General features: G+C 44.7%; 18 protein-coding genes. All 18 read right to left on the minus strand.

The features are described from left to right. Positions 1-314: 314 nt before the first annotated feature. On the minus strand, positions 315-1,052 hold the full coding sequence (locus DESMER_RS19255; RefSeq protein ID WP_014904739.1) for a 16S rRNA (uracil(1498)-N(3))-methyltransferase: 738 nt from the start codon (positions 1,050-1,052) through the stop codon (positions 315-317). Then, complete coding sequence (prmA, locus tag DESMER_RS19260; RefSeq protein ID WP_014904740.1) at positions 1,053-1,979, minus strand: 50S ribosomal protein L11 methyltransferase; 927 nt, start codon at positions 1,977-1,979, stop codon at positions 1,053-1,055. Positions 1,980-1,993: 14 nt separating this feature from the next. Further along, positions 1,994-3,106, minus strand: a complete 1,113-nt coding sequence (gene dnaJ, locus DESMER_RS19265) for a molecular chaperone DnaJ (RefSeq protein ID WP_014904741.1) — start codon at positions 3,104-3,106, stop codon at positions 1,994-1,996. 334 nt (positions 3,107-3,440) lie between these two features. Further along, a complete protein-coding gene (gene dnaK / locus DESMER_RS19270) occupies positions 3,441-5,288 on the minus strand; it encodes a molecular chaperone DnaK (RefSeq protein WP_014904742.1) in 1,848 nt (615 codons plus the stop codon). 19 nt (positions 5,289-5,307) lie between these two features. Then, positions 5,308-5,910: a nucleotide exchange factor GrpE gene (grpE, locus tag DESMER_RS19275; protein WP_014904743.1), complete on the minus strand. Its 603-nt coding sequence runs from the start codon at positions 5,908-5,910 to the stop codon at positions 5,308-5,310. Between the two features lie 341 nt (positions 5,911-6,251). Next, positions 6,252-7,283 (minus strand): heat-inducible transcriptional repressor HrcA, encoded by a 1,032-nt coding sequence (hrcA, locus tag DESMER_RS19280; protein WP_014904744.1) that lies wholly within the window; start codon positions 7,281-7,283, stop codon positions 6,252-6,254. A gap of 185 nt (positions 7,284-7,468) precedes the next feature. Further along, positions 7,469-8,686, minus strand: coding sequence for a radical SAM family heme chaperone HemW (gene hemW, locus DESMER_RS19285; RefSeq protein WP_014904745.1), 1,218 nt, complete (start codon positions 8,684-8,686; stop codon positions 7,469-7,471). Positions 8,687-8,706: 20 nt separating this feature from the next. Continuing rightward, complete coding sequence (gene lepA, locus DESMER_RS19290; RefSeq protein ID WP_014904746.1) at positions 8,707-10,512, minus strand: translation elongation factor 4; 1,806 nt, start codon at positions 10,510-10,512, stop codon at positions 8,707-8,709. A 351-nt stretch (positions 10,513-10,863) separates the two neighbouring features. Further along, positions 10,864-11,739 (minus strand): AraC family transcriptional regulator, encoded by an 876-nt coding sequence (locus DESMER_RS19295; protein WP_014904747.1) that lies wholly within the window; start codon positions 11,737-11,739, stop codon positions 10,864-10,866. A 297-nt stretch (positions 11,740-12,036) separates the two neighbouring features. Next, complete coding sequence (locus tag DESMER_RS19300; RefSeq protein ID WP_014904748.1) at positions 12,037-12,663, minus strand: cyclodeaminase/cyclohydrolase family protein; 627 nt, start codon at positions 12,661-12,663, stop codon at positions 12,037-12,039. Positions 12,664-12,679: 16 nt separating this feature from the next. Next, on the minus strand, positions 12,680-13,579 hold the full coding sequence (gene ftcD / locus DESMER_RS19305) for a glutamate formimidoyltransferase (protein ID WP_014904749.1): 900 nt from the start codon (positions 13,577-13,579) through the stop codon (positions 12,680-12,682). Positions 13,580-13,855: 276 nt separating this feature from the next. Continuing rightward, positions 13,856-14,971 carry a homocitrate synthase/isopropylmalate synthase family protein gene (locus DESMER_RS19310; RefSeq protein ID WP_014904750.1) on the minus strand — a complete coding sequence of 372 codons (1,116 nt, stop codon included), beginning with the start codon at positions 14,969-14,971 and terminating at the stop codon, positions 13,856-13,858. Between the two features lie 23 nt (positions 14,972-14,994). Continuing rightward, positions 14,995-15,831, minus strand: coding sequence for a radical SAM protein (locus DESMER_RS19315; RefSeq protein WP_014904751.1), 837 nt, complete (start codon positions 15,829-15,831; stop codon positions 14,995-14,997). A 122-nt stretch (positions 15,832-15,953) separates the two neighbouring features. After that, positions 15,954-16,223: a 4Fe-4S dicluster domain-containing protein gene (locus tag DESMER_RS19320; protein ID WP_014904752.1), complete on the minus strand. Its 270-nt coding sequence runs from the start codon at positions 16,221-16,223 to the stop codon at positions 15,954-15,956. Positions 16,224-16,354: 131 nt separating this feature from the next. Then, on the minus strand, positions 16,355-16,726 hold the full coding sequence (locus tag DESMER_RS19325; protein WP_042334806.1) for a NifB/NifX family molybdenum-iron cluster-binding protein: 372 nt from the start codon (positions 16,724-16,726) through the stop codon (positions 16,355-16,357). Positions 16,727-16,861: 135 nt separating this feature from the next. Next, a complete protein-coding gene (nifN, locus tag DESMER_RS19330) occupies positions 16,862-18,169 on the minus strand; it encodes a nitrogenase iron-molybdenum cofactor biosynthesis protein NifN (RefSeq protein ID WP_014904754.1) in 1,308 nt (435 codons plus the stop codon). After that, a complete protein-coding gene (gene nifE / locus DESMER_RS19335; protein WP_014904755.1) occupies positions 18,147-19,532 on the minus strand; it encodes a nitrogenase iron-molybdenum cofactor biosynthesis protein NifE in 1,386 nt (461 codons plus the stop codon). The genes nifN and nifE overlap by 23 nt, the downstream gene beginning before the upstream one ends. 82 nt (positions 19,533-19,614) lie before the next feature. After that, positions 19,615-21,033, minus strand: coding sequence for a nitrogenase molybdenum-iron protein subunit beta (nifK, locus tag DESMER_RS19340; protein WP_014904756.1), 1,419 nt, complete (start codon positions 21,031-21,033; stop codon positions 19,615-19,617). Positions 21,034-21,041 lie beyond the last annotated feature (8 nt).

Below are 21,041 nucleotides of genomic sequence, written 5' to 3' on the forward strand. Positions count from 1 at the left end.
CTCCCCAGCATTCGTACCCTCGTCCCCAGCCCAGGACGCAGTGTGATACATCAGCGACGTCTTTTACGTAAGCAGAATAGCAAACTTCCGTTCAAGCGACCCCAGACCGGGGCAGTGTACAGGGATGTACACTGCCACCAGTGAGCCACGGACGGCTCATCTGGTACGATAGTCTCCAGTGGAGACTATCGCCGTAGGCGGGTTCTTCAAAATAATACTATCGCCGAAGGATGGACCCCGCGCCCCAAAGCCAAGAGCTTGAACGGTTAGTTTGCTCTGCGTCGTAAGACCGAGTCGATGTACACACAAGTCCCCTACCCTAAATCCCCGAAATGCCCCAAGACTAGGGTAATCGCTGCCATTGCCGCCGTCTCTGTTCTAAGAATCCTGGGCCCTAAAGAAACACTCTGGGCGCTGAGATTTTCTTGCACCCAAGCTACCTCGCTTTCCTCAAAGCCTCCCTCGGGACCGATGATGATGGCAATAGGATGTTCGGAACTCATGGTTTTCAGAACAGAAGCCAAGCGTTGAGTCTTCTCTTCTTCATAGGGAATGATCCATTGAGTATCCTCCGGCAGTTGCTCCTTAAGCTCTTTCCAATCACAGACCTCAAATACTTCAGGCTCTTGTACCCTATGCGACTGCTTAGAGGCCTCAGAGGCAATCTTTTGCCAGCGGGCGACTCTATCTTGAGCCTTCTTCCCTTCAATATGTACAATAGAACGTTTGGCACGCAAAGGAATGAGTCCGGACATTCCTAATTCAGTTCCTTTCTGGATCACCCACTCCATCTTTTCCCCTTTGGATAGCCCCGCCACAATATAGACAGAGGTATGAGCTTCTACATCCGGTTGATCCGTACTAAGAATTCGGCAAGTCACACTTTTATCCTCAATATTTACAATAACACCAGTGTACTCCCTCCCGGTATTATCATACCCTACGACTAAATCTCCCGGTGACAGACGGAGTACCCGAACAAGATGTTCTCTCTCCGCATCACGCAGCCAAAAAACATCTCGCCCCAATTCCGTGACCTTAAAACGATTCAACTAAGCCCACCTCGCTCGAAATAAGATCCAGCCAGAGTCTTCCACACGGTTAACAATCTTCAGACCGGCTTCCTTCAGCCCAACTTCCACCTCTTCAGCCCGTTTATCGATAATTCCCGAGGCCAAAAATTCCCCAGTCGGCTTCAAAATCCGCTTTAAATCCGGAAGTAACCCTAAAATTACATCCGCGATAATGTTAGCAATGACGACATCTGCCTGTCCTACTAGTACTGTCCCCAAATCCCCTCGCAATACACGTACCCGGTCGCCTACATTATTCAGATTAACATTTTCTTGAGCAACTTTGACAGCAACAGAGTCTAAATCAACTGCCTCAACCTTGGCCCCTAACTTTGCTGCTGCAATAGCCAGAATACCCGAACCTGTTCCTAAGTCGAAAACTACATGTTCCGGTTCTACCATGTCCTCTAAGGTTCTTAAACATAAGGTAGTTGTGGGGTGGGTGCCCGTCCCAAAGGCCATGCCCGGATCCAGCTCCAGAACAACATCCTCCGGCTTAATCTCAACCTCTTCCCAAGTGGGTTTTACTAAAAAGTTTTTGCCAATATATATGGGCTTAAAATAGGCCTTCCAAGCCGTTGCCCAGTCTTCTTCCTTCAGTGAGATCCCTTTACTATGTATGAGCCAGTCCGGATACCGCTCCAGCAGCCCTAAAATCCCCTGTTCAAGCACTCGAAGCTTATCCGCAAGCTCTTCATCCTCAGGAAAATAACCCTTAACCACAGAGTTACCTGTGAGTTCTACATCTCCAAAACTATGATAATCCCACTCACCAGATTCAATGTATTGTACAAAGAGTTCCGGATCCTCAATACTGACCCCCGGACAACCTAACTCATAAAAAAGATCGGCAACAGCTTCCTCTCCTTCAGATGAAACTGTTACCGCAACTTCACGCCAATCCATGTTTATACTCCTTTTCACCCCATTGCATCGCGGAGGTTCTCTTTAAACTTTTCAAACAGCGACTTTTTGCCCATTTGTTGTTGTTCAGAAGTAACTTCTCCGAACTCACGGAGGAGTTTCTTTTGCTTCTCATTAAGCTTAGTAGGAGTTGTCAAAACAACTCTAACATGCTGATCTCCTCGGCCCGTTCCTCGGCGACGAGGTATACCATGTCCTTTTAGCCGAAAAATCGTAGCGGTTTGAGTCCCTTCGGGAACTTTCATCTTAACAACCCCATCCAGAGTTGGAACATCAACTTCCGCACCTAAAGCCGCTTGAACAAAAGTAATGGGAATCTCGCAATAAACATCATTGCCATCACGTTCAAAAAACTTATGAGGTTTTACTTGTAAAATGATATACAAATCTCCGGGAGGTCCGCCCTTAGATCCGGCTTCGCCATCACCGCTAAGCCTTAAGTTCAAACCATCTTCCGAACCTTCAGGGACATTGATTTTAAGTGTCTTAACCTTGCGAACCTTCCCTTGTCCATGACATGTGGAGCAAGGACTGCTAACAGTACGGCCTTCTCCATTACAAGTTTGACAAGTTCTGGCTGTTTGAATGTGACCAAAAGGAGTCCGTTGCGTAACCTTAACTTGACCGCTGCCCTGACATTGAGAACAAGTTGTGGGATGCGTACCCGGCGCTGCACCTGAACCCTGACAATCCGAACAAGTCTCGTCCTTGGGAATCTGGATTTCTTTTTCAACGCCAAAGGCTGCTTCTTCAAAGGTCAAGGTCATTGCATAACGCAAATCAGAGCCCCGTTGAGGGCCATTGCGACGTTGACCACCACCACCGCCCCCGCCGAAAAACATATCGAAAATATCGCCGAAGCCTCCGGCATCCCCAAATCCGCCCATACCCGGGTCTGCGTCACCGAACTGGTCATAACGCGCTCTCTTCTGAGGATCACTTAAAACATCATAGGCCTCAGTAACTTCCTTAAACTTTTCTTCCGCTTCCTTATTACCAGGATTAACATCGGGATGATATTGGCGAGCCAGCTTTCTATATGCTTTTTTAATATCCTGCTCGCTAGCATTCCGCTCGACCCCGAGCACTTCATAATTATCGCGTTTCATTACTTCCCTCCACACTCCTGCTAAACCCATCCACCTGGACAGCAAAGTCCTATAGTATTATATGATCCTTCGCCCTGAAGCACAAGGAAATATCCACTTTAAAGGAAATCCTTAAATTTCCACAAACAAACGCGGGCACAAAGGCTTTCAACCTTTGCACCCTAATATTTTAAATAACTCCTGCCTGACCTCGTGCCAACCTTATTACGGTTATGCAAATCCTAGTCAACATAATTTCACATAAGGTTGGCGACCAAAGCCAGGAGAGTTAATTTGCGAAGCTTGATAGCATCGTCACTGTACTGGGGAAGCAATTTCGCTCCGGCCCTCCCTATTATAGATCCTTCTTGACTTCAGTAAACTCAGCATCCACTACATCATCATCTTTTTTAGCTTGTTCAGCACCTGGTTGTGCACCGGCACCAGCTCCGCCGGTTGGGTCTTGAGCAGCTTGCTGTTGATACATTTTTTCAATATAAGGATGAAGAACTTTATTAAGAGCTTCAACTTTTGCATTGATCTCATCGACATTATCACCGGCAGCTGCAGTTTTTAAGTCTTCGACTGCCTTTTTGATGGATTCAACTTCACCAGCGTCGCCTTTACCTTCGAATTCCTTTAAGGTTTTTTCAGTTTGATAGGCCATTGAATCCGCTTGGTTCTTAGCATCGATTAGCTCTTTGTGCTTCTTGTCTTCCTCAGCATGAGCCTCAGCATCTTGCTTCATTTTTTCAATGTCTTCTTTAGAAAGCCCTGTAGAAGAAGTGATCGTAACTTTCTGTTCATTTCCGGTGGCCACATCTTTTGCCGAGACGTGAACAATACCATTAGCATCAATATCGAATTTAACTTCGATTTGGGGGATACCACGGGGTGCAGGAGGAATTCCTGTGAGTTGGAAACGACCTAAAGTCTTGTTGTAACTGGCCATTTCACGCTCCCCTTGGAGGACATGAATGTCAACTGAGGTTTGATTATCGGCAGCCGTTGAGAAAGTTTGAGATTTAGTGGTTGGAATTGTAGTGTTACGATCAATAATCCGGGTGAAAACTCCACCTAGGGTTTCAATCCCTAAGGAAAGAGGAGTAACATCCAACAGGATCATATCCTTAACTTCACCACTGAGCACGCCACCTTGAATTGCAGCGCCCATAGCTACTACTTCATCCGGATTAACCCCTTTATGAGGCTCTTTGCCACTGACTTTTTTAATAGCTTCTACAACAGCGGGGATACGAGTAGATCCACCAACCAGAATGATTTGGTCAATTTGATTCCAAGATAATTTAGCATCTTCAATGGCTTGACGTGTAGGTCCAATGGTGGATTCTACCAAGTCAGATGTAATTTCATCGAACTTAGCTCGAGTAATATTCATATCCAAATGTTGAGGTCCATCCTCAGTCATTGTGATAAATGGCAGGTTAACATTGGAGCTGGTAACTCCGGAAAGCTCAATCTTAGCTTTTTCTGCTGCTTCTTTTAAACGTTGAAGGGCAACTCGGTCTTTGGAAAGATCTGCTCCATGGCTCTTCTTATATTCTGCAACCATATAATCAATTAAGCGTTGGTCAAAATCGTCGCCGCCCAAATTGTTGTTTCCGCTGGTTGCCTTAACTTCAACCATGCCTTGACTTAACTCAAGAATGGATACGTCAAAGGTACCGCCCCCTAAGTCAAAGACTAAAACCGTGGAATCATCTTTTTTGTCAAGACCATAAGCAAGTGCCGCAGCAGTCGGCTCGTTAATGATCCGCAAGACGTCAAGTCCAGCAATGGAACCTGCATCCTTAGTCGCTTGACGTTGAGCATCCGTAAAATATGCCGGTACTGTAATAACCGCTTGAGTTACGGGTTGACCGATATAAGCTTCTGCATCAGTCTTGAGCTTTTGGAGAACCATGGCGGAAATTTCTTGAGGGCTGTAAGTTTTATCGTCAATTTTCACTTTGAAATCTGTTCCCATATGACGCTTAATGGAAATAACAGTTTTATCCGGATTGGAAACAGATTGACGTTTAGCAACCTGACCGACTAGTCTTTCACCGGTTTTAGAAAATCCTACGACAGATGGAGTTGTACGATTTCCCTCCGCGTTTGGGATAACGACAGCCTCTCCACCTTCCATAACTGAAACGCAAGAGTTAGTTGTACCTAAGTCAATACCAATAATTTTACCCATTATAATCTTCCTCCTTTAACTAGTTCGAAACCTTAACCATGCTGGGACGTAAAACTTTTTCTTTAAGGTAATATCCTTTTTGTAGTTCTTCGACAACTGTGTTTTCCGGATGTTCATCAGACTCTACTCTGAGCACCGCATCATGGAGATTGGGATCAAAAGGCTGCCCGGCAGCCTCAATTGCTTTAAGCCCTTCTTTGTTAAGCGCAGTTTGCAATTGACGGTAAATCATGTCTATCCCCTGGGAGAAGGCATTGAAGTCCGGGTTTACTTGGGCCGAACTGGCCGCCCGTTCAAAATTATCTAAAACCGGTAGTAACTCTGATATAAGGCGTTCAGATGCATATTTAATGATCTCTGTTTTTTCCTTCTGAGTGCGTTTTCGGTAGTTATCAAATTCCGCCTGTAATCGTAACATATGATCTTTATGCTCATCAGCTTTGGCTTTTGCTTGAATAAGCTCAGCTTCCAGAGTCATTATTTTTTCTAAAGGACTCATATCGTTACTATCCAGACTATCTTCTTCCGGAGGATTCTCAAGGTCACGCTCTTGCGTATCCTCCACTTGACCCTCATCCATACTTTTTGGGCCTCTGAGAGTTTCTTCTCTCATTCGCGCCATGCAAAATCACCTCTCGCAACATAATCACTGTAAAGTGTTAACTAATTTATATAGAATGAACCAGAAGGCTCAGTCACCGCTTAATCTATAACAAACAATTCAGCCTCAATTCCCCGGTTCCTAGCTCCCGCCCGCTCCAGCCAGGCTGGAGTGAAATTTGCGCAGCGAACCTTTAGGCAGAGTCGCGTCAATCGAGCTTACATTACGAGGTGCCAGCGTGGCACAGGTTCACATTCAGAACAGCCCAGAGGTTTGCCAACGCTCACCTCGTAATCAAGCTCGATAGCGACGGCGCCGTGGTGAGCGGAGCAATTTCACTCCAGCCCCCCTCGCAACTTCATTCACCGCCTGCGTCGCGTAAGAATTTCTGTCATACTCCGGGTCATAAAATCGACAATAGCTATTACTTTGGCGTAATCCATTCGGGTCGGCCCAAGTACGCCCACCGCCCCGATGGTTAATCCATTGACCTTATAGGTCGCCGAAATCAGGCTGCAGTCACGAAATTCCTTCAATGTATTTTCTCCACCAATAGTTACATTTAGTCCTTCCTGGCGGGGGGTTAGCAGTTTTTTCAAGGGTTCATTATCTTCAAACACCTTGAAGAGTGTTTTGACCTTAGCCAAATCTTTAAATTCAGGTTGATTGAGCATATTTAGAGTTCCACCGAGATGGATACGTTCATCTTCCTCTTTACCATCTAAGATAGCCCTTAACATATCCATGGCGTTATCTATTAAAAGTCTTTGCCTCGATAATTCACTATATATTTCATGCAGCATGCTGCGTTTGACTTGACTTATGGAATATCCCCGCATCTTCTGGTTAAAAACCTCTGCCACATGCTGAAGTTCTTCCGCTGAGAGATTTTCGCCCACATCCAAAATATGATTCTCCACGGCCCCGTTTTCTTTGACGATGACCATAATAACCTGCCCAGGTTGATAGGGGAGAAAATGCATTTTCCCAAAGGTACTTTTGCCTTTATGGGGACCCAGCACCAGACTGGTCAGGTTTGTAAGCTCGGATAAGAGTTTTCCCGTATGAGCAATCACTTCCTGCAGCTCATTGATTCTTTTCGAGCTTTCACGCTCAATGATCTCCATTTCCTCGGCATTAAGCTCTTGAGGATCCATCAGACAATCTACAAAGTATCGATATCCTGCGTCCGAAGGAATTCGTCCCGCAGAGGTATAGGGTTGTTCAATAAATCCTAACTCTTCTAAATCAGCCATTTCGTTTCGTATAGTTGCTGAAGATACGCCCAGATCAAACTTACGAGCAATCGTTCGAGATCCAATAGGTTCGGCGGTAGCAATATAATCCTGAACTATCGCTCTCAATATTTTGCGTTTGCGCTCATCCATTTGCATATATGCTTCCCCGCTTTCTTGAGTGATCTTGCTTTATACAAAATGTACTGACAAGTACATACTCATTATTTTCTTCGTTGTTAGCACTCTACCTCGATGAGTGCTAACAGTTTATGTCTTCACATTACCACTTCATTTTGGCTTTGTCAAGAATCATTTTAAGATAAATATTTGAGATTAAACCACTATACAAATTCTTGTAGGATGGAGTTTGCGACAAAGGAATACCGAGGATTCAAGCGGAAATACTCCCCCTCAACAATAAAAATATCAGTATCTTTATAGCGTTCCAAAACAGATCTATAAATATCCCTGAGATCAGTTCCGAAGTCAATTTCAAATTCTTTAAGATGAACCCCTGACTCTAGACGCAATCCCAAAATCATCCGCTCAGCCATACATTCTTGTAAAGACAATTCCTCTTGACCGGTCTCATCAATGGGACTTTTCCCCTCAGATAAGAGGTTTTTATATGCACATACATCCTCAATATTTTTCCAGCGCATCCTGTTCAAACATGATACACCGCCAGGTCCCATTCCCAGATAATCCGCTCCCCGCCAGTATCCTAAATTATGGCGACACTCATATCCGGGAAGGGCAAAATTTGAAGTTTCGTAGTTCCGATAACCCTCCATACCTAAACGTCTTACCGCCCATTCATGCATCTCAGCCTGCTGATCCTCACTCGGAAGTGTTTTTAAACAACCCTCCTCAACCTTTTGCTCTAATCGAAAGGACTGCTTGCGGAGCGAGGCCCCCTTAGTATTGTTAATACCATTACCTACCTCATATTGTTCAAAAAGCGGTGTTCCTTCTTCCAGCATTAACCCATAGAGGGAAAGATGCTCCGGTGAATAGGAGAGGGCCTCCTCCACGGATGCCTGCCAGTCCTGCAGACCTTGTCCGGGTAAGCCAAACATCAAATCGAGATTGAGGTTTTCAAATCCTGCCGATCTCAAGTGGGCAATGGCCTCACGGGCCTTTACAGCAGTGTGCACACGCCCTACATTACGCAACAAGTCATCATCAAAACTCTGAATCCCTAATGAAAACCTGTTGATCCCCAAATCCCGGATAAGCCTGGCCTTTCCAGCTGTAATAGTCCCCGGGTTCCCTTCCATTGTTTGTTCGACTTCTGGGTTCATGGGGAAATACCGTTGAATCATTCCCAGTAACCCTTCTAACTGCCGCTCACTCAATATAGTTGGAGTACCGCCTCCAATAAAAAGAGAAGACACCCCTGGAGGGGTATCTTTTTGCCTCTTTGCCATCTCTATTTCTAAGCCCTCTAAATACACAGAGATAAGATCCGGGGATGAGTTTTTAAGTGAGTGCGAATAAAATCCACAGTAGTCACATTTTTGGAGACAAAATGGGACGTGAACGTATAAGGACGGCATAGGCGTACACACTCTTTCTTCTAGTCTTCAATCTGCAATACGGCCATAAAAGCATCTTGGGGAATTTCCACGTTACCCACTTGCTTCATACGCTTTTTCCCAGCCTTTTGCTTTTCCAGGAGTTTTCGTTTTCGGGAAATATCTCCCCCATAGCATTTAGACAAGACATCTTTTCTCATGGCATTAACAGTTTCACGAGCAATAACTCTACTGCCAATTACAGACTGGATAGGAATTTCAAACATGTGCCTTGGAATAATACCCCGGAGCTTTTCTACAAGCTTCCTGCCACGATTATAGGACTTGGCACGGTGCACGATAAACGAAAGGGCATCCACCATTTCCCCGTTTAAGAGGATATCTATTTTAACAAGATCTGTTTCCTTATAGCCGGATAGTTCATAATCCAAAGACGCATACCCTTTAGTTCGTGACTTTAATTGATCAAAATAATCAAAAACTATCTCACTTAGGGGTAGCTCATAAGTCAGCTTTACTCGACTCGTTGAGACATAATCCATATTACAATAGGCTCCGCGCTTTTCTTGATTGAGTTCCATAATCGCGCCAACGTACTCAGACGGAACCAAAATAGTAGCCTTAACAATGGGCTCTTCGATACTGACAATCTGATCAACTTTCGGAAGATTGGAGGGGTTATCAATATTCAATACTTCCCCTTGAACAGTATTAACCTTGTAAATTACACTCGGTGCCGTAGTGATCAAATTTAGATCATATTCCCGTTCTAACCGTTCTTGAATTATCTCCATGTGCAACAGCCCCAAGAAGCCGCAGCGAAATCCAAAGCCTAAAGCCACGGAAGTCTCCGGTTCAAAAATCAAGCTGGCATCGTTTAGATGGAGCTTTTCCAAAGAATCACGCAGTTTATTATAATCGCTCGCCTCGACAGTATAGAGCCCGCAAAAGACCATGGGGGTTGCCTTTCGATATCCGGGAAGAGGTTCAGCTGCCGGATTATCTGCATCGGTAATGGTATCCCCCACCTGAGTATCCTTAACGTTTTTGATGCTGGCGGCAATAAATCCAACTTGACCAGCCTTAAGTTCGTCCACAATACGCATTGAAGGCGCAAAAACCCCAACCTCAGTTACCTCGAAGGATTTCCCGGTGGACATCATCTGCATTCTTGTCCCTTTAGCAACTCTTCCCTCAACAATTCTGACATAGGAAATGGCACCTTTATAGGCATCAAACTTGGAGTCAAAGATCAAGGCTTTCAGCGGCTCTTCATCATCTCCTTGAGGAGGTGGCACCATGGTCACAATTCTCTCCAGGATCTCCTCAATTCCGATTCCCGTTTTTGCCGAAGCTAGAATAGCCTCACTGGCATCCAAGCCAATAACATCTTCGATCTCCTGCTTCACACGTTCAGGCTCGGCACTAGGCAGGTCAATCTTATTAATAACCGAGATCAGCTCCAGGTTGTTTTCTAAAGCCAAATAAACATTTGCTAAAGTCTGAGCCTCAATTCCTTGAACGGAATCGACAACTAATAGGGCCCCTTCGCAAGCAGCTAAACTACGAGATACCTCATAGGTAAAATCCACATGGCCCGGAGTGTCAATCAGATTAAGCTCATAAACCTCACCATCCTGAGCCTGATAACTTAAGCGAACTGCCTGCAGCTTAATCGTAATTCCACGTTCACGTTCTAAATCCATGGAATCTAGGACTTGTGCTTCCATTTCCCGCTTAGTCAAAGCCCCAGTATATTCAATCAGTCGATCAGCTAAAGTAGATTTACCATGATCGATATGTGCAATAATCGAAAAATTACGGATACGTTGTGAAGCTTGCGCCAAGTTCCTGCCCTCATTTCTATAATCAAGTTTTAAAATTGAAACCTAGATATTCTAAACACTAATTATAACAGCTAAGAGGGGCTTTTCGCAAGATTTCCTGAGTAAACATGGCATAATCAGGCTTCATAACATAAAAGGACCCACTAACCGGCCCTATTATGTGAAACATGATAGTTTGTACTTATATAATAGCTCTTGGACTTCCTGACTGAATCCGTGCGTTACTCCTCCGTCGGGAAAAGAGGTCAAATTATGCAGCGCTGCATAATTTGACCTCAACTCCAAGGGCAGGGTTTGTGATGCCAAAGGCTGTTTTTTCCTGGCTAAATAAGAAACTTCTAATCACTGGAATTATTTCTTTTTTAATACAGGTATCCATATCTCACTTCGAAATGTTGGTGAACTAACATCCTTATGCTCGTTCCATAAGATCTCCGGCCCTTGAATTTGTTCATAGTTTGAGGATGGAAACCACTCGGAGTAAATCCGCCCCCAAATGTTTTGCAAAGTTTCTGGGAAGGGCCCTACTGCTTCAAATACCGCCCAAGTTGAAGCAGGAACATCAAGTTGGATCAAGTTCTCCGGGCATTCCTGAGATGTTGCCACCCCTATATAATGATCCAACTCTCCTTTTTCCTCCATTCGTCCGGAGGAGAAATTCACGGAGGCACTAATCAGACCTAAGGGCTCGATATCGGAAAGAGCCTTCATCTGATTGATCTTCTCCATATTTAAGCTTTGCCACATAGCGGCAATTTCCGGATTAACCCCGTGGAATATTATCGGAACCCTCTTTTTAATACCTACTATGTGAAAATCCCCTTTTTCTTCGATGCGATAGTTCATTTCATTGCCTCCTTTAATTGATAATTGGAAGGTCATCCTTGGAAAGGCTTTTAATGATTGGCCATTGTTTTTAGCTTCTGACGGTGTTACCCCATGCAAGTTTTGAAATGCTCTTGTAAAAGAGTCCGGAGAACTGTAGCCATATTTCAGGGCAAGATCGATAATTTTTGAATTCCCATTCCTCAGTTCAAAAGCAGCGAGAGTTAAGCGTCTGCGGCGGATGTACTCTGATAAAGTAACACCTGCCAGATAGGAAAACATTCGTGTGAAATGATATTCAGAGCAAAAAGCCAGCCTGGCTACTTCCTTAAAATCAATATCCTCGGTAAGGTTTTCTTCAATATATTCAAGGGCTCCATTCATATTTTTCAGCAAATCCATAGTTCTGACCTCCTTTCAAGAATAGAATAGCAGAAATGAATTGAGACTATCCGACACTTCATGCCCAAATATGTAGGACTAAATCCATTTTGACCGATAACCATTATTTATATTTAAGACAATCTAAAAATTTATATTCTAAATTCTATAATTTATAAATTAACCCTAAATTATAAAAAAGGTCTGTTCCACAGTTAAGTGGAAGAGACCTCTTTTGCTTTGATGATTTTAGAGGAAGTCCCCAAATGCGAACCAAGACTTAAAAGTTTTCGGACAGCCTCTTGCTAATAACCTGCCTTACCCTATGACTTCTTTAGCTTTGTCCAGTATCAAGTAATAAGTCTTATCTGCCACTGCTTGCAGCTCTATAATCCTAGCTTTAATATCCTGCAGAAACTCCTCATCTTTAATAGAACCCAGGTTAATCTTAACATTGAAAATTGCCCCCTGAAATCCCGCATAAGCTGTAACTCCAGATACTGAAGCATCGCAGGCAGTGTTAGGATTTCCGATGGTTAAGACCCTGATGGATAGTTTCAAGACTTCTACGCAAGCCTCAGCAACTTTAAGGGGCAAAAGAGTTGCTTGAATAGTAGCCTCCTGGATCTTTTCTGACCTATGAGCTTTCTCAGCTTCAGTCTCCTTAGGCAATTTATAGGCCTTCATAACTTCATTAAAAGCATCCGTGTCCAGATCAACATATTCTAATAAACGATTCTTTAAAGAAATTCCTTTTTCTTTTATTTGGACAATCTCCTCTTGAACACTGCTAAATTTAAGTTTACCTTCTGTGAAATTACAAACCATTAGACTTAAAGCTGCACCTAACGATCCGGCTAAGGCCGCCGCACTTCCGCCTCCGGGAGCCGGCGAATTGCTTCCTAACTCTTCCACAAATTCAGTGACTCTCTTGTCAATTAACAATATTCTCTCCCCCATTTCAGTCTTCAACTAAGTTTTCTTCAAAAACCTGCTTCCGATCAAAGTTTTCTAAGCGTAAATAAAACTCAGCAACATCTAAAAGGGCCTGCATAGGAGTCACACCGATTAACTCACTGCCAATTACATTAACGCCGTATCGGGCGGCCTCGGATTTTACCGTCTCGAAAACTCGGTACAAAGGTGTGCCGGTGTAATTAACCATGTTAATCGAAACCTGCGCCACATCCCTATCCTCTAACATCACTCCCATGGCTCGAACATATTTGAACCCGCCTTTAACCTCTCGGATAGAATCAGCAATTTTTTTAGCTATACTGAGATCATTAGTACCCAGATTAATATTATAGGCCACTAAAAACTGTCGTGCCCCAACGACCGTAGCTCCGGCGGTAGGATGCATCTTCGGCTGCCCATAATCAGGATGGCGTTCCGGTTGGCTGATCGCTTCTTTTAACCCTTCGTACTCTCCTTTTCTCACATCAGGGAGCCTCCTTCTGCCGGGAACTCGGGCAGCCTCTTCGTATAAGTAGACAGGAATATCCAGCTTACTCGCAATTTCTGAACCCAGCTCATTAGCTAATTGTATGCATTCCTCCATGCTGACCTCTTTGACCGGTATGAAGGGAATTACATCCGTCGCCCCAATCCGGGGATGCCCTCCTTGTTGTTGTTCCATATCAATTAATTCGCAAGCCTTGGCACAAGCATTGAAGGCTGCCAGCTTAACACTTTGGGGCTCTCCCACAAAGGTTACAACTGTACGATTATGACTGGCATCAGGCTTAACATCCAGCAGCTTTACCCCCTTGACCTGCTTGACCTCGGATACAATAGCCTCAATCACCTCTGGACGACGACCTTCACTAAAATTCGGCACACATTCAACGAGTTTTCCCATTAATTTTTTGACCCCTCTCTAATTCGGTAATTTCCTCATTATATAATAGAAAAGCTTCAGCAAGGCAACTCCAATTAAGACAAGTATAACTCCAATAATTTTACGTTTCAAATTCTATGGTTCATTGAGAACAACAATTTCATGATTATTGTAATAACCGGTCTGGGCACTTTCGAAAAAATAGGGTTCAATTGTCCAATTCAACGGTTAAATGACAAAAACCTTCTTTACAAGCTTAGTGCTTAAAAGAAGGTTTTTGTCGCATCTTTTGTTCTATCATGAGCTCAACACAATTCCTAGGATTTCCTCTTCCTCCAGAGGTCTATCTAACTGATCTATTTTATCAAGGGTCTTATTTAGCAGTTGATTCACAGTCTCTTGATCATGGGCCATTCCCCTGGATTTCAGGAGCCATACCACATTCTTAAACTTGGTCTGTTTACCAAAGGAGGTAGAATGCTTTCTGCCTACACTTTCCGGTGGAAAGGTTTGATAATTAGCAAAGTCCTTCTGGATTCCGTCAATATGAATCGATGAAGTATGGGTGAAGACGTCCGCCCCAATAATAGGTTTGGCCCGTGGAACTACACGGCCGGCGGCGGAACTAACCATTAAAGCAATTGCATTTAACCGTTTAAGATCCAGCTTCACCTCTTGCTTGAGACTGTATTTCAGGGCAACCGCCACCTCCTCCAGGGCTGAATTTCCCGCCCTCTCCCCTAAACCTCCTACTGTGACACTGACTGCTTTAAAACCTGCCTGGACTGCGGCCAGAGAATTAGCCGTGGCCATCCCTAAGTCGTTATGAGCGTGGAATTCCAAAGGAATCTTTGAGGATCTGGCTAAATCTTGAAGGTTGAAGAAAACATTCAAGGGTTCCATGACCCCCAAGGTATCTGCAAATCGAATTCGATCAACTCCTAACTTCTCAGCCTCAACAATAATTTCTTGCAAAAAATCTAAATCTGCTCGACTGGCATCTTCCAGTCCCAGCACAATATAACCGACTTCTTTTTTAGCCTCACTTACACATTGACCCATTTGCTCAAGAAGCCAACCTCTGTCCTTTCTTAACTTATGCTTAATTTGCTGTTCTGAGGTGGGAAGGGAAATCGCAACTCCCTCAACTCCCGTTCGATAACTGGCCAGGAGATCGGCTTGAACAACTCGATTCCAAGTAATTAAACGCACCGGCAAGTTCAAAGCCACCAGTTGAGAAATTTTCTTAGCTTCCACGCTGCCCATGGCTGGGACTCCAACTTCCAACTCATCGATACCGGCATCTGCCAAAGCCCGGGCAATCATTTCTTTTTCCGGCCCATTAAATGAAACTCCCGGAGCTTGCTCACCATCTCTTAAGGTTGTATCACATAATAACACCCGCTGCTCCATCTTAAATAACTCCTTTTTAGTTTTTAGACTAAGCCGATGGCATCTGCACGGCATTGTTGACAATGCATCATTTGCGGGAGAATAGAGGACAGAACGCTGCGATAATTTTTGATCAATTCAATCGGGGGGGCTGCTTTGTGAGCAAGTTTCCCTTGCGGTATCAAGGGTAGCAAATTATGGATATGGGCTCCTCTCTTTTTAACATCTAAAGCCAAACTATATAATAAATGCTCATTGATACCCGGCATAACCACCGTATTAACTTTTATAGTCATTCCGGCTTTGGCTGCCAGCTCCAGTCCAAGTAATTGATTATGGATCAGCACCCTGGCCCCACTGGGTCCAATCATAGTTTTCCCTTGCCAACGCACATGGCTGTATATCTTTGACCCCACCTGCTCATCCAGAGTATTAATCGTCACAGTAACATGAGAAACCCCAATATCCACTAATTCAGCTATTTTTTCCGGTAAGAGAAGCCCATTGGAACTCAAACAAAGAATCATATCCGGGAAATTCTCTTTCACCTTCCTCAAAGTTTTAAAGGTTTCCTCATTAGCTAAGGGTTCTCCCGGTCCGGCAATTCCTACAACCGTTAATTGCGATCCAATGGCAGAGGATTTTGCCTTAAGGACTGTTTCAATGGCTTCATCTGAATTAATAACCTTACTGGTTACTCCCGGACGGGACTCATTAGCACAATCAAATTTACGCACACAATAATTGCAGGAAATATTGCACTCCGGAGCTACTGCTAAATGTATTCGACCTGTTTTCCCGTGCCCGGAAGGTGAGAAACAAGGATGTCCTTGATTTAAATTTGGGCCGGCCATGTTTGCATGATTGCATTCTCTATGCATATTAATCTCTCCCATCGTTCATCTATTTTGTAATCCGGTTCCATGCCTCTCACTTTGATATTTATTTGTTGTCATCATGCACACCTGGCTATCTATCGGCGGCGCTTTGCAGGTCACTTTAATTACGCAGATTTTGGTTTAAAAGTATACGCTTTACGAACGCAGACTCTGCCGCAAGCTTGACAACCGATACATTGATCCTTGTTGACAATCTTAGCAACATAGCGCTCTGTCCCTTCATCATCTTCAAAGCTTTCTATCCCCAAGCATTCTTGCCCACAAAGCTTTACACATCGCCCACATCCTAAACACACAGCTTTATTAATTCCTTCGACGTATTGTGGTGTCCAGGGCATTTCCCCAAAAGTTTTGTAGATTACAATGTCACTCAAGCAACGCTCATCCCCTTTAACATAAATCTTTGGCCTTTGCTTCAACTTCCAATAATCAATTCCGAGGAATTCCAAAAATCACATCATAAACTCGGTAATCTGTTCTGCCTACAGTGCTATACAGATGTCTCTCAACTATTAACACTTCCTAATTTCTTTTGCAGCCAAGGTGGCAGTCTCTTGGATTGCAGTAATTTATTGACCTTGATTAATTCCTCTTCAATAGGAGTTCCTTCCGGCACTTTTAACGGATGAATCCCACTTTGAACCAGCCGGGCCGCTGCCGGACCACCAATCTGAGTGCAATACACGATTGAACAGCGGTTAAGCATTTTGATCCGAACGTCAACCTTATCTTCGGATTCTTCCATATCCTCAGCCTTAAGAGATGTATGGATAACTCCTTGCGGGCCGTCTGTGAATTTATACATTTCAAAGGCTGGGGATGAAGCAAAATGCGAGTTAATTGTTTTTCCGTCGCTGCTGGCAAAGGCTATTAACATACCTTGACCCTCCTCGAAAACCATATTGTCTCCTTCTACCTTCTTGATTACTGGCGTCATACCAGCAATTTGTTCTTCATTTAAATTGCTTTTCGTCCTTGTCATCCTATTTATACCTTTAACCTTAGGCCCTTTCTAACTTAATGAATTTAAAGTATCAAAGAGAAATAACTGTGTTCCCTGATATCCAATCCAGCATTTTTGTGGATAACCGGCCCGGTCAAAGACCGGCAGCCCTGCTCTAAGATGAGGAATCTTAAGGACCCCTGCAGCTTGACGACCGTTGGAATTGGCGATTATCAGATTACTCTGCCCAGCCCTTTCCTCAAGGGTTTCCAGATCCCCCACTTCAATGGGGATTGGCAGAGCCGGAGTGTTACCCGCTCCCAATGATGCCGCTAAAGCTACAGAAATTTCCGAACCCACCTCCACTAAACAGGAACCCAGACTATACAAAAGATCCATCTCTAAAGCTATGGCCACCTTTTGCCCTCCCAAGGCGTCATGATAATCTGCCAAGGTATCCAGCAAGCGGCTTCTTTGCCTGAGAAGCTTCTCCGGAATTTCCTTACCCGAGATTTCCGCCAGAGTCAGGATGAATTTATCCGTTGCTGTTAAGCCCGTTAAGGATGGGAAATTAACATGAGGAACTCCAAAGGTGTTCTTCAGAAACTCGCCGGACTTCTCCATACTTAAGCCGAAGGAAAAACAAGCCTTACATTCCGGTAAACGTTGGAACTCTTCCAGCAGCGTTCCTCCTTGAACCACAGGAGCCGCCTCCAGTTCCGCATGCCCGTCCAGAGAAATCGAAAGATCCGGAACTGTAATCGCCTTATAGCCAAAGCTGCTGACAATGTCTTTAAGTTCATCAACATCCCCGGGAGTCAGATGACAACCGGGCAAAAGTACTACTGAAGGGATTTCAGCCCCATCTGCCTTTGGGATACCCTCAAACTTACCTGGCCCATAATTGGACTGTCCCGCCAAGGTCATAAGCAAGGCTTCCACCGTTCGCTGATAACCCTCTTGCATCGAACCGATATAGTCAGGTGTTCCGGCCAAGACCACCGGCAGACTCTGTAGATCCGGTCGTTCCGTTCGCAGACTTGCCAGAGCACTTACCATGTCATCCCCATAGGTTTCAGTGAGCCCGGAACTCATAACTCCTATGATTTGGGGCCTGTATTTATCAGCAGCCACTGCAATGCCCTTTTTCAGATGCTCCCAGCCTCCAAAGATTACCGACTCTTCCAAAAGAGCTGTTGAATTAAGGGGAATGGGTTCTTTATAGTGTCTGGAAAGCTGCAAGCGAATAAAGGAAGAGCACCCTTGAGAACCATGAAGTAGCGCAAGTAGACCGTTGACGCCCAGGTAAGCCAGAGTGGCACCTAAAGCAGGACTGTTTTTTTGTGGGTTTCCATTATAATGTCTGAGCTTTGTCATCTTGCAGTTCACCCTCTCTTGGCGGAAAATCCCCTTTTAAGTGGCCCCAAACCGGACTGAGCACGGTGCGTGTTAATGCTTCCGCAAAGGTAATCATCCCCTGATATCCGGCATAAGGAAGCTTTCTGCCGTGGTTAATATCCAGAAAAGGAGTTCTTGTCTTATGGGCCAAATACTTGGTCTTCCCTCCGGCAACGATGAGATCCGGCTTCTTCTCAGCAATGATTTTGAGAAAGCCCGCCGAACTTGTGTCTTCGATAATCTGAGCCGTGGGATCCATTAATTCTTTCATCCTTTGAAAATCTTCCGGGGTTGAGTTTTGAGTCCCCCCTGCCAAAATATTAATTCCTAATTCGGCTAAGGTAGACACCATGGACCAAGTCTTAACTCCTCCTGTAAATAAAATTGCCCGTTTATTCTCAAGCAGCTTTTTGTATCCGGCAATAACGCCCCGGGTTTCCTCCTCCTTCTTTTGCACATAGACTAAGGTTCTTTCTAATAAATCCCGATCATTGAGGGCCTTGGCAATATTGATCAGAGTTTGGGAGGTATCGTGAATCCCGTAAAACGACCCTTCTATAAAAGGAATACCGTAACGAATTTCCATCTTCCGCACTAAGTTGGTCAAACTTTTGGAACAGATTAAAACATTAAGACTTGCCCTATGGGCAGACCGGATATCATCAAATTTAGCATCCCCGGTAATCGCTGTTTGCAGCTTAATTCCTAAATTCTTTAAGTCAGGCAACACCCCCCAGAGATCTCCGGCGATGTTATACTCACCAATCAGGTTAATGGAGAGGGGGATTTTCTCTTCCGACCTTTCCGCTGTACCGATAACCCGCTCAAATAAAACCTCTCCTGCAATGCGATTGCCAATATTCTTGTCTCCCAAAAAACCCGGACAATTCACCGAAATCACCGGTATGGTCAGTTCAGCTTCCACATCCCGGCATACCTTGTCGACATCATCCCCAATTAAGGAGGAGACACACGTTGCGTAAACAAAGATGGCCTTAGGATGATGCTTAGCTGCCACTTCCAGGATTGACTCTCTAAGCTTGTTCTCACCTCCGTAGATTACATCCTTTTCCATAATATCTGTGGTCAATCCCCGTCTGAACAGTTGGGAACCGGAGGAGCGGGCTCCTCGGTTATCCCAAGAGTTTCCGGCACAAGCAATCGGTCCATGAACTAGATGAGCTACATCCGTGATGGGCATGAGCACAACTCGCGCCCCGTCATAAGCGCAGCTTCTCTCTGCACCTTCGCCAGGTAGGGCCTTCATGCATAGCTTCGGGGAGCCGGCATCTGACATGCATTGCTTATCTTTGAGATCCAATTTTGTAAGATTGGTAAACATGAAGCACCCCTCCTTCAGTTGGGGACATTCCTCTGAGCCACTTATCATTACTTCTCTTTGAAGAGGTGTGTCCCCTGACCTCTTATCGCATTAATTCAAAGTAAGTGTCTGTTGAAGCCCTGTCTTTTTCCTCCAAAAAGGTATTGGCGATCATAGTTATCATATTAATGACTCCGGAATACCCTACGATGGGATAACGATGGAGATTCACTCGATCCGTAATCGGGAAGCCAATTCTGACCAGGGGGATATTCGCATCACGAGCAGCATATTTGCCGTGGGCATCACCGATTAACATGTCAACAGGTTCGGTGACCAGCAGGGAGCGAAGATGCCAGAGGTCTTTGCCGGCGTAAAGGGTGGCTTCTTTACCGTAAGGGCTCGAGGCCAGTAGTTTTTCCATGGCCTTTTTAAATAAAGGAGTAGAATTTGTACAAACGATGTGAACCGGCATTCCTCCCATTTCCAGCAGGAAGCTGACAAGTCCGATCAGGATATCAGGATCACCAAATAAGGCAAACCTTTTACCATGAATATATTGATGAGCGTCCGTCATGGCATCAATTGCCCGGCCCCGTTCATTGGTAATTTCATCAGGCACCTCTTTGCCGGTAAATTTAGCCACGGTTTCGATGAATTTGTCTGTTCCGGCAATTCCCATGGGCATCGCCAGGGTTTCCACTGGCACTCCCAGACCGGCCAGGAATTTACTCGTTGTTGGGATAGTATAAGTCTGTAGGAATAAGAAGCCTGCAGCATTTAGAGCCTCGTTCATTTCTTTAATTGGTGTCCCCCCGGGGTACAATTCATAGGTGCCTAAATTAGGAGTATCCACCACATCACTGGAATCCGGTAAAAGAGTATAAGGTGCATTCATGGTCTTCAGTATCCGTTTGTATTCGCGGAGATTGGCGGGATAAGTGTCAAAACCGGGGACAACATAGAGCCTGTCATTAATGGTTTCATCCTGTCTGGGCTTAGCCAGACATTCAATCAAACCCTTGAGCATTGTGTCATAGCCGGTTATATGGGATCCCTTAAAGCTGGGAGTATTAGCTAACGCCACCGGCAGCTCTTGAGGAATCGCTCCTTGATCCTTAGCGTTACCCAGATAAGACTTGATATCGTCTCCAATAACTTCTGCCATACAACTGGTGAAGACGGCGATGACGTTAGGTTTATAAACCGTATAAGCATTCTTTAAACCTTCGATCATGTTTCCCTGTCCGCCGAAGACCGCAGAATCCTCAGTCATCGAATCAGAGACTGCAGCGACGGGCTCTCGGAAGTGACGGGATAAGGTGCTGCGAAAATAGGCTGTGCAGCCTTGGGAACCATGGGTAAAGGGCAAGCATCCTTCAATTCCTAAGGCACAAAGCAAGGCGCCCAGGGGCTGGCAGGCTTTGGCTGGATTGATAACTAACTTTTCACGGGCAAAGTTCTTTTCTCGGTATTCTACAGAATTCAGCCAACTTTTTGTTGCCTTAGTACAAGCTTCCATTGTCTAAC

The organism is Desulfosporosinus meridiei DSM 13257, from assembly GCF_000231385.2.
Classification (GTDB): Bacteria; Bacillota; Desulfitobacteriia; order Desulfitobacteriales; family Desulfitobacteriaceae; genus Desulfosporosinus; species Desulfosporosinus meridiei.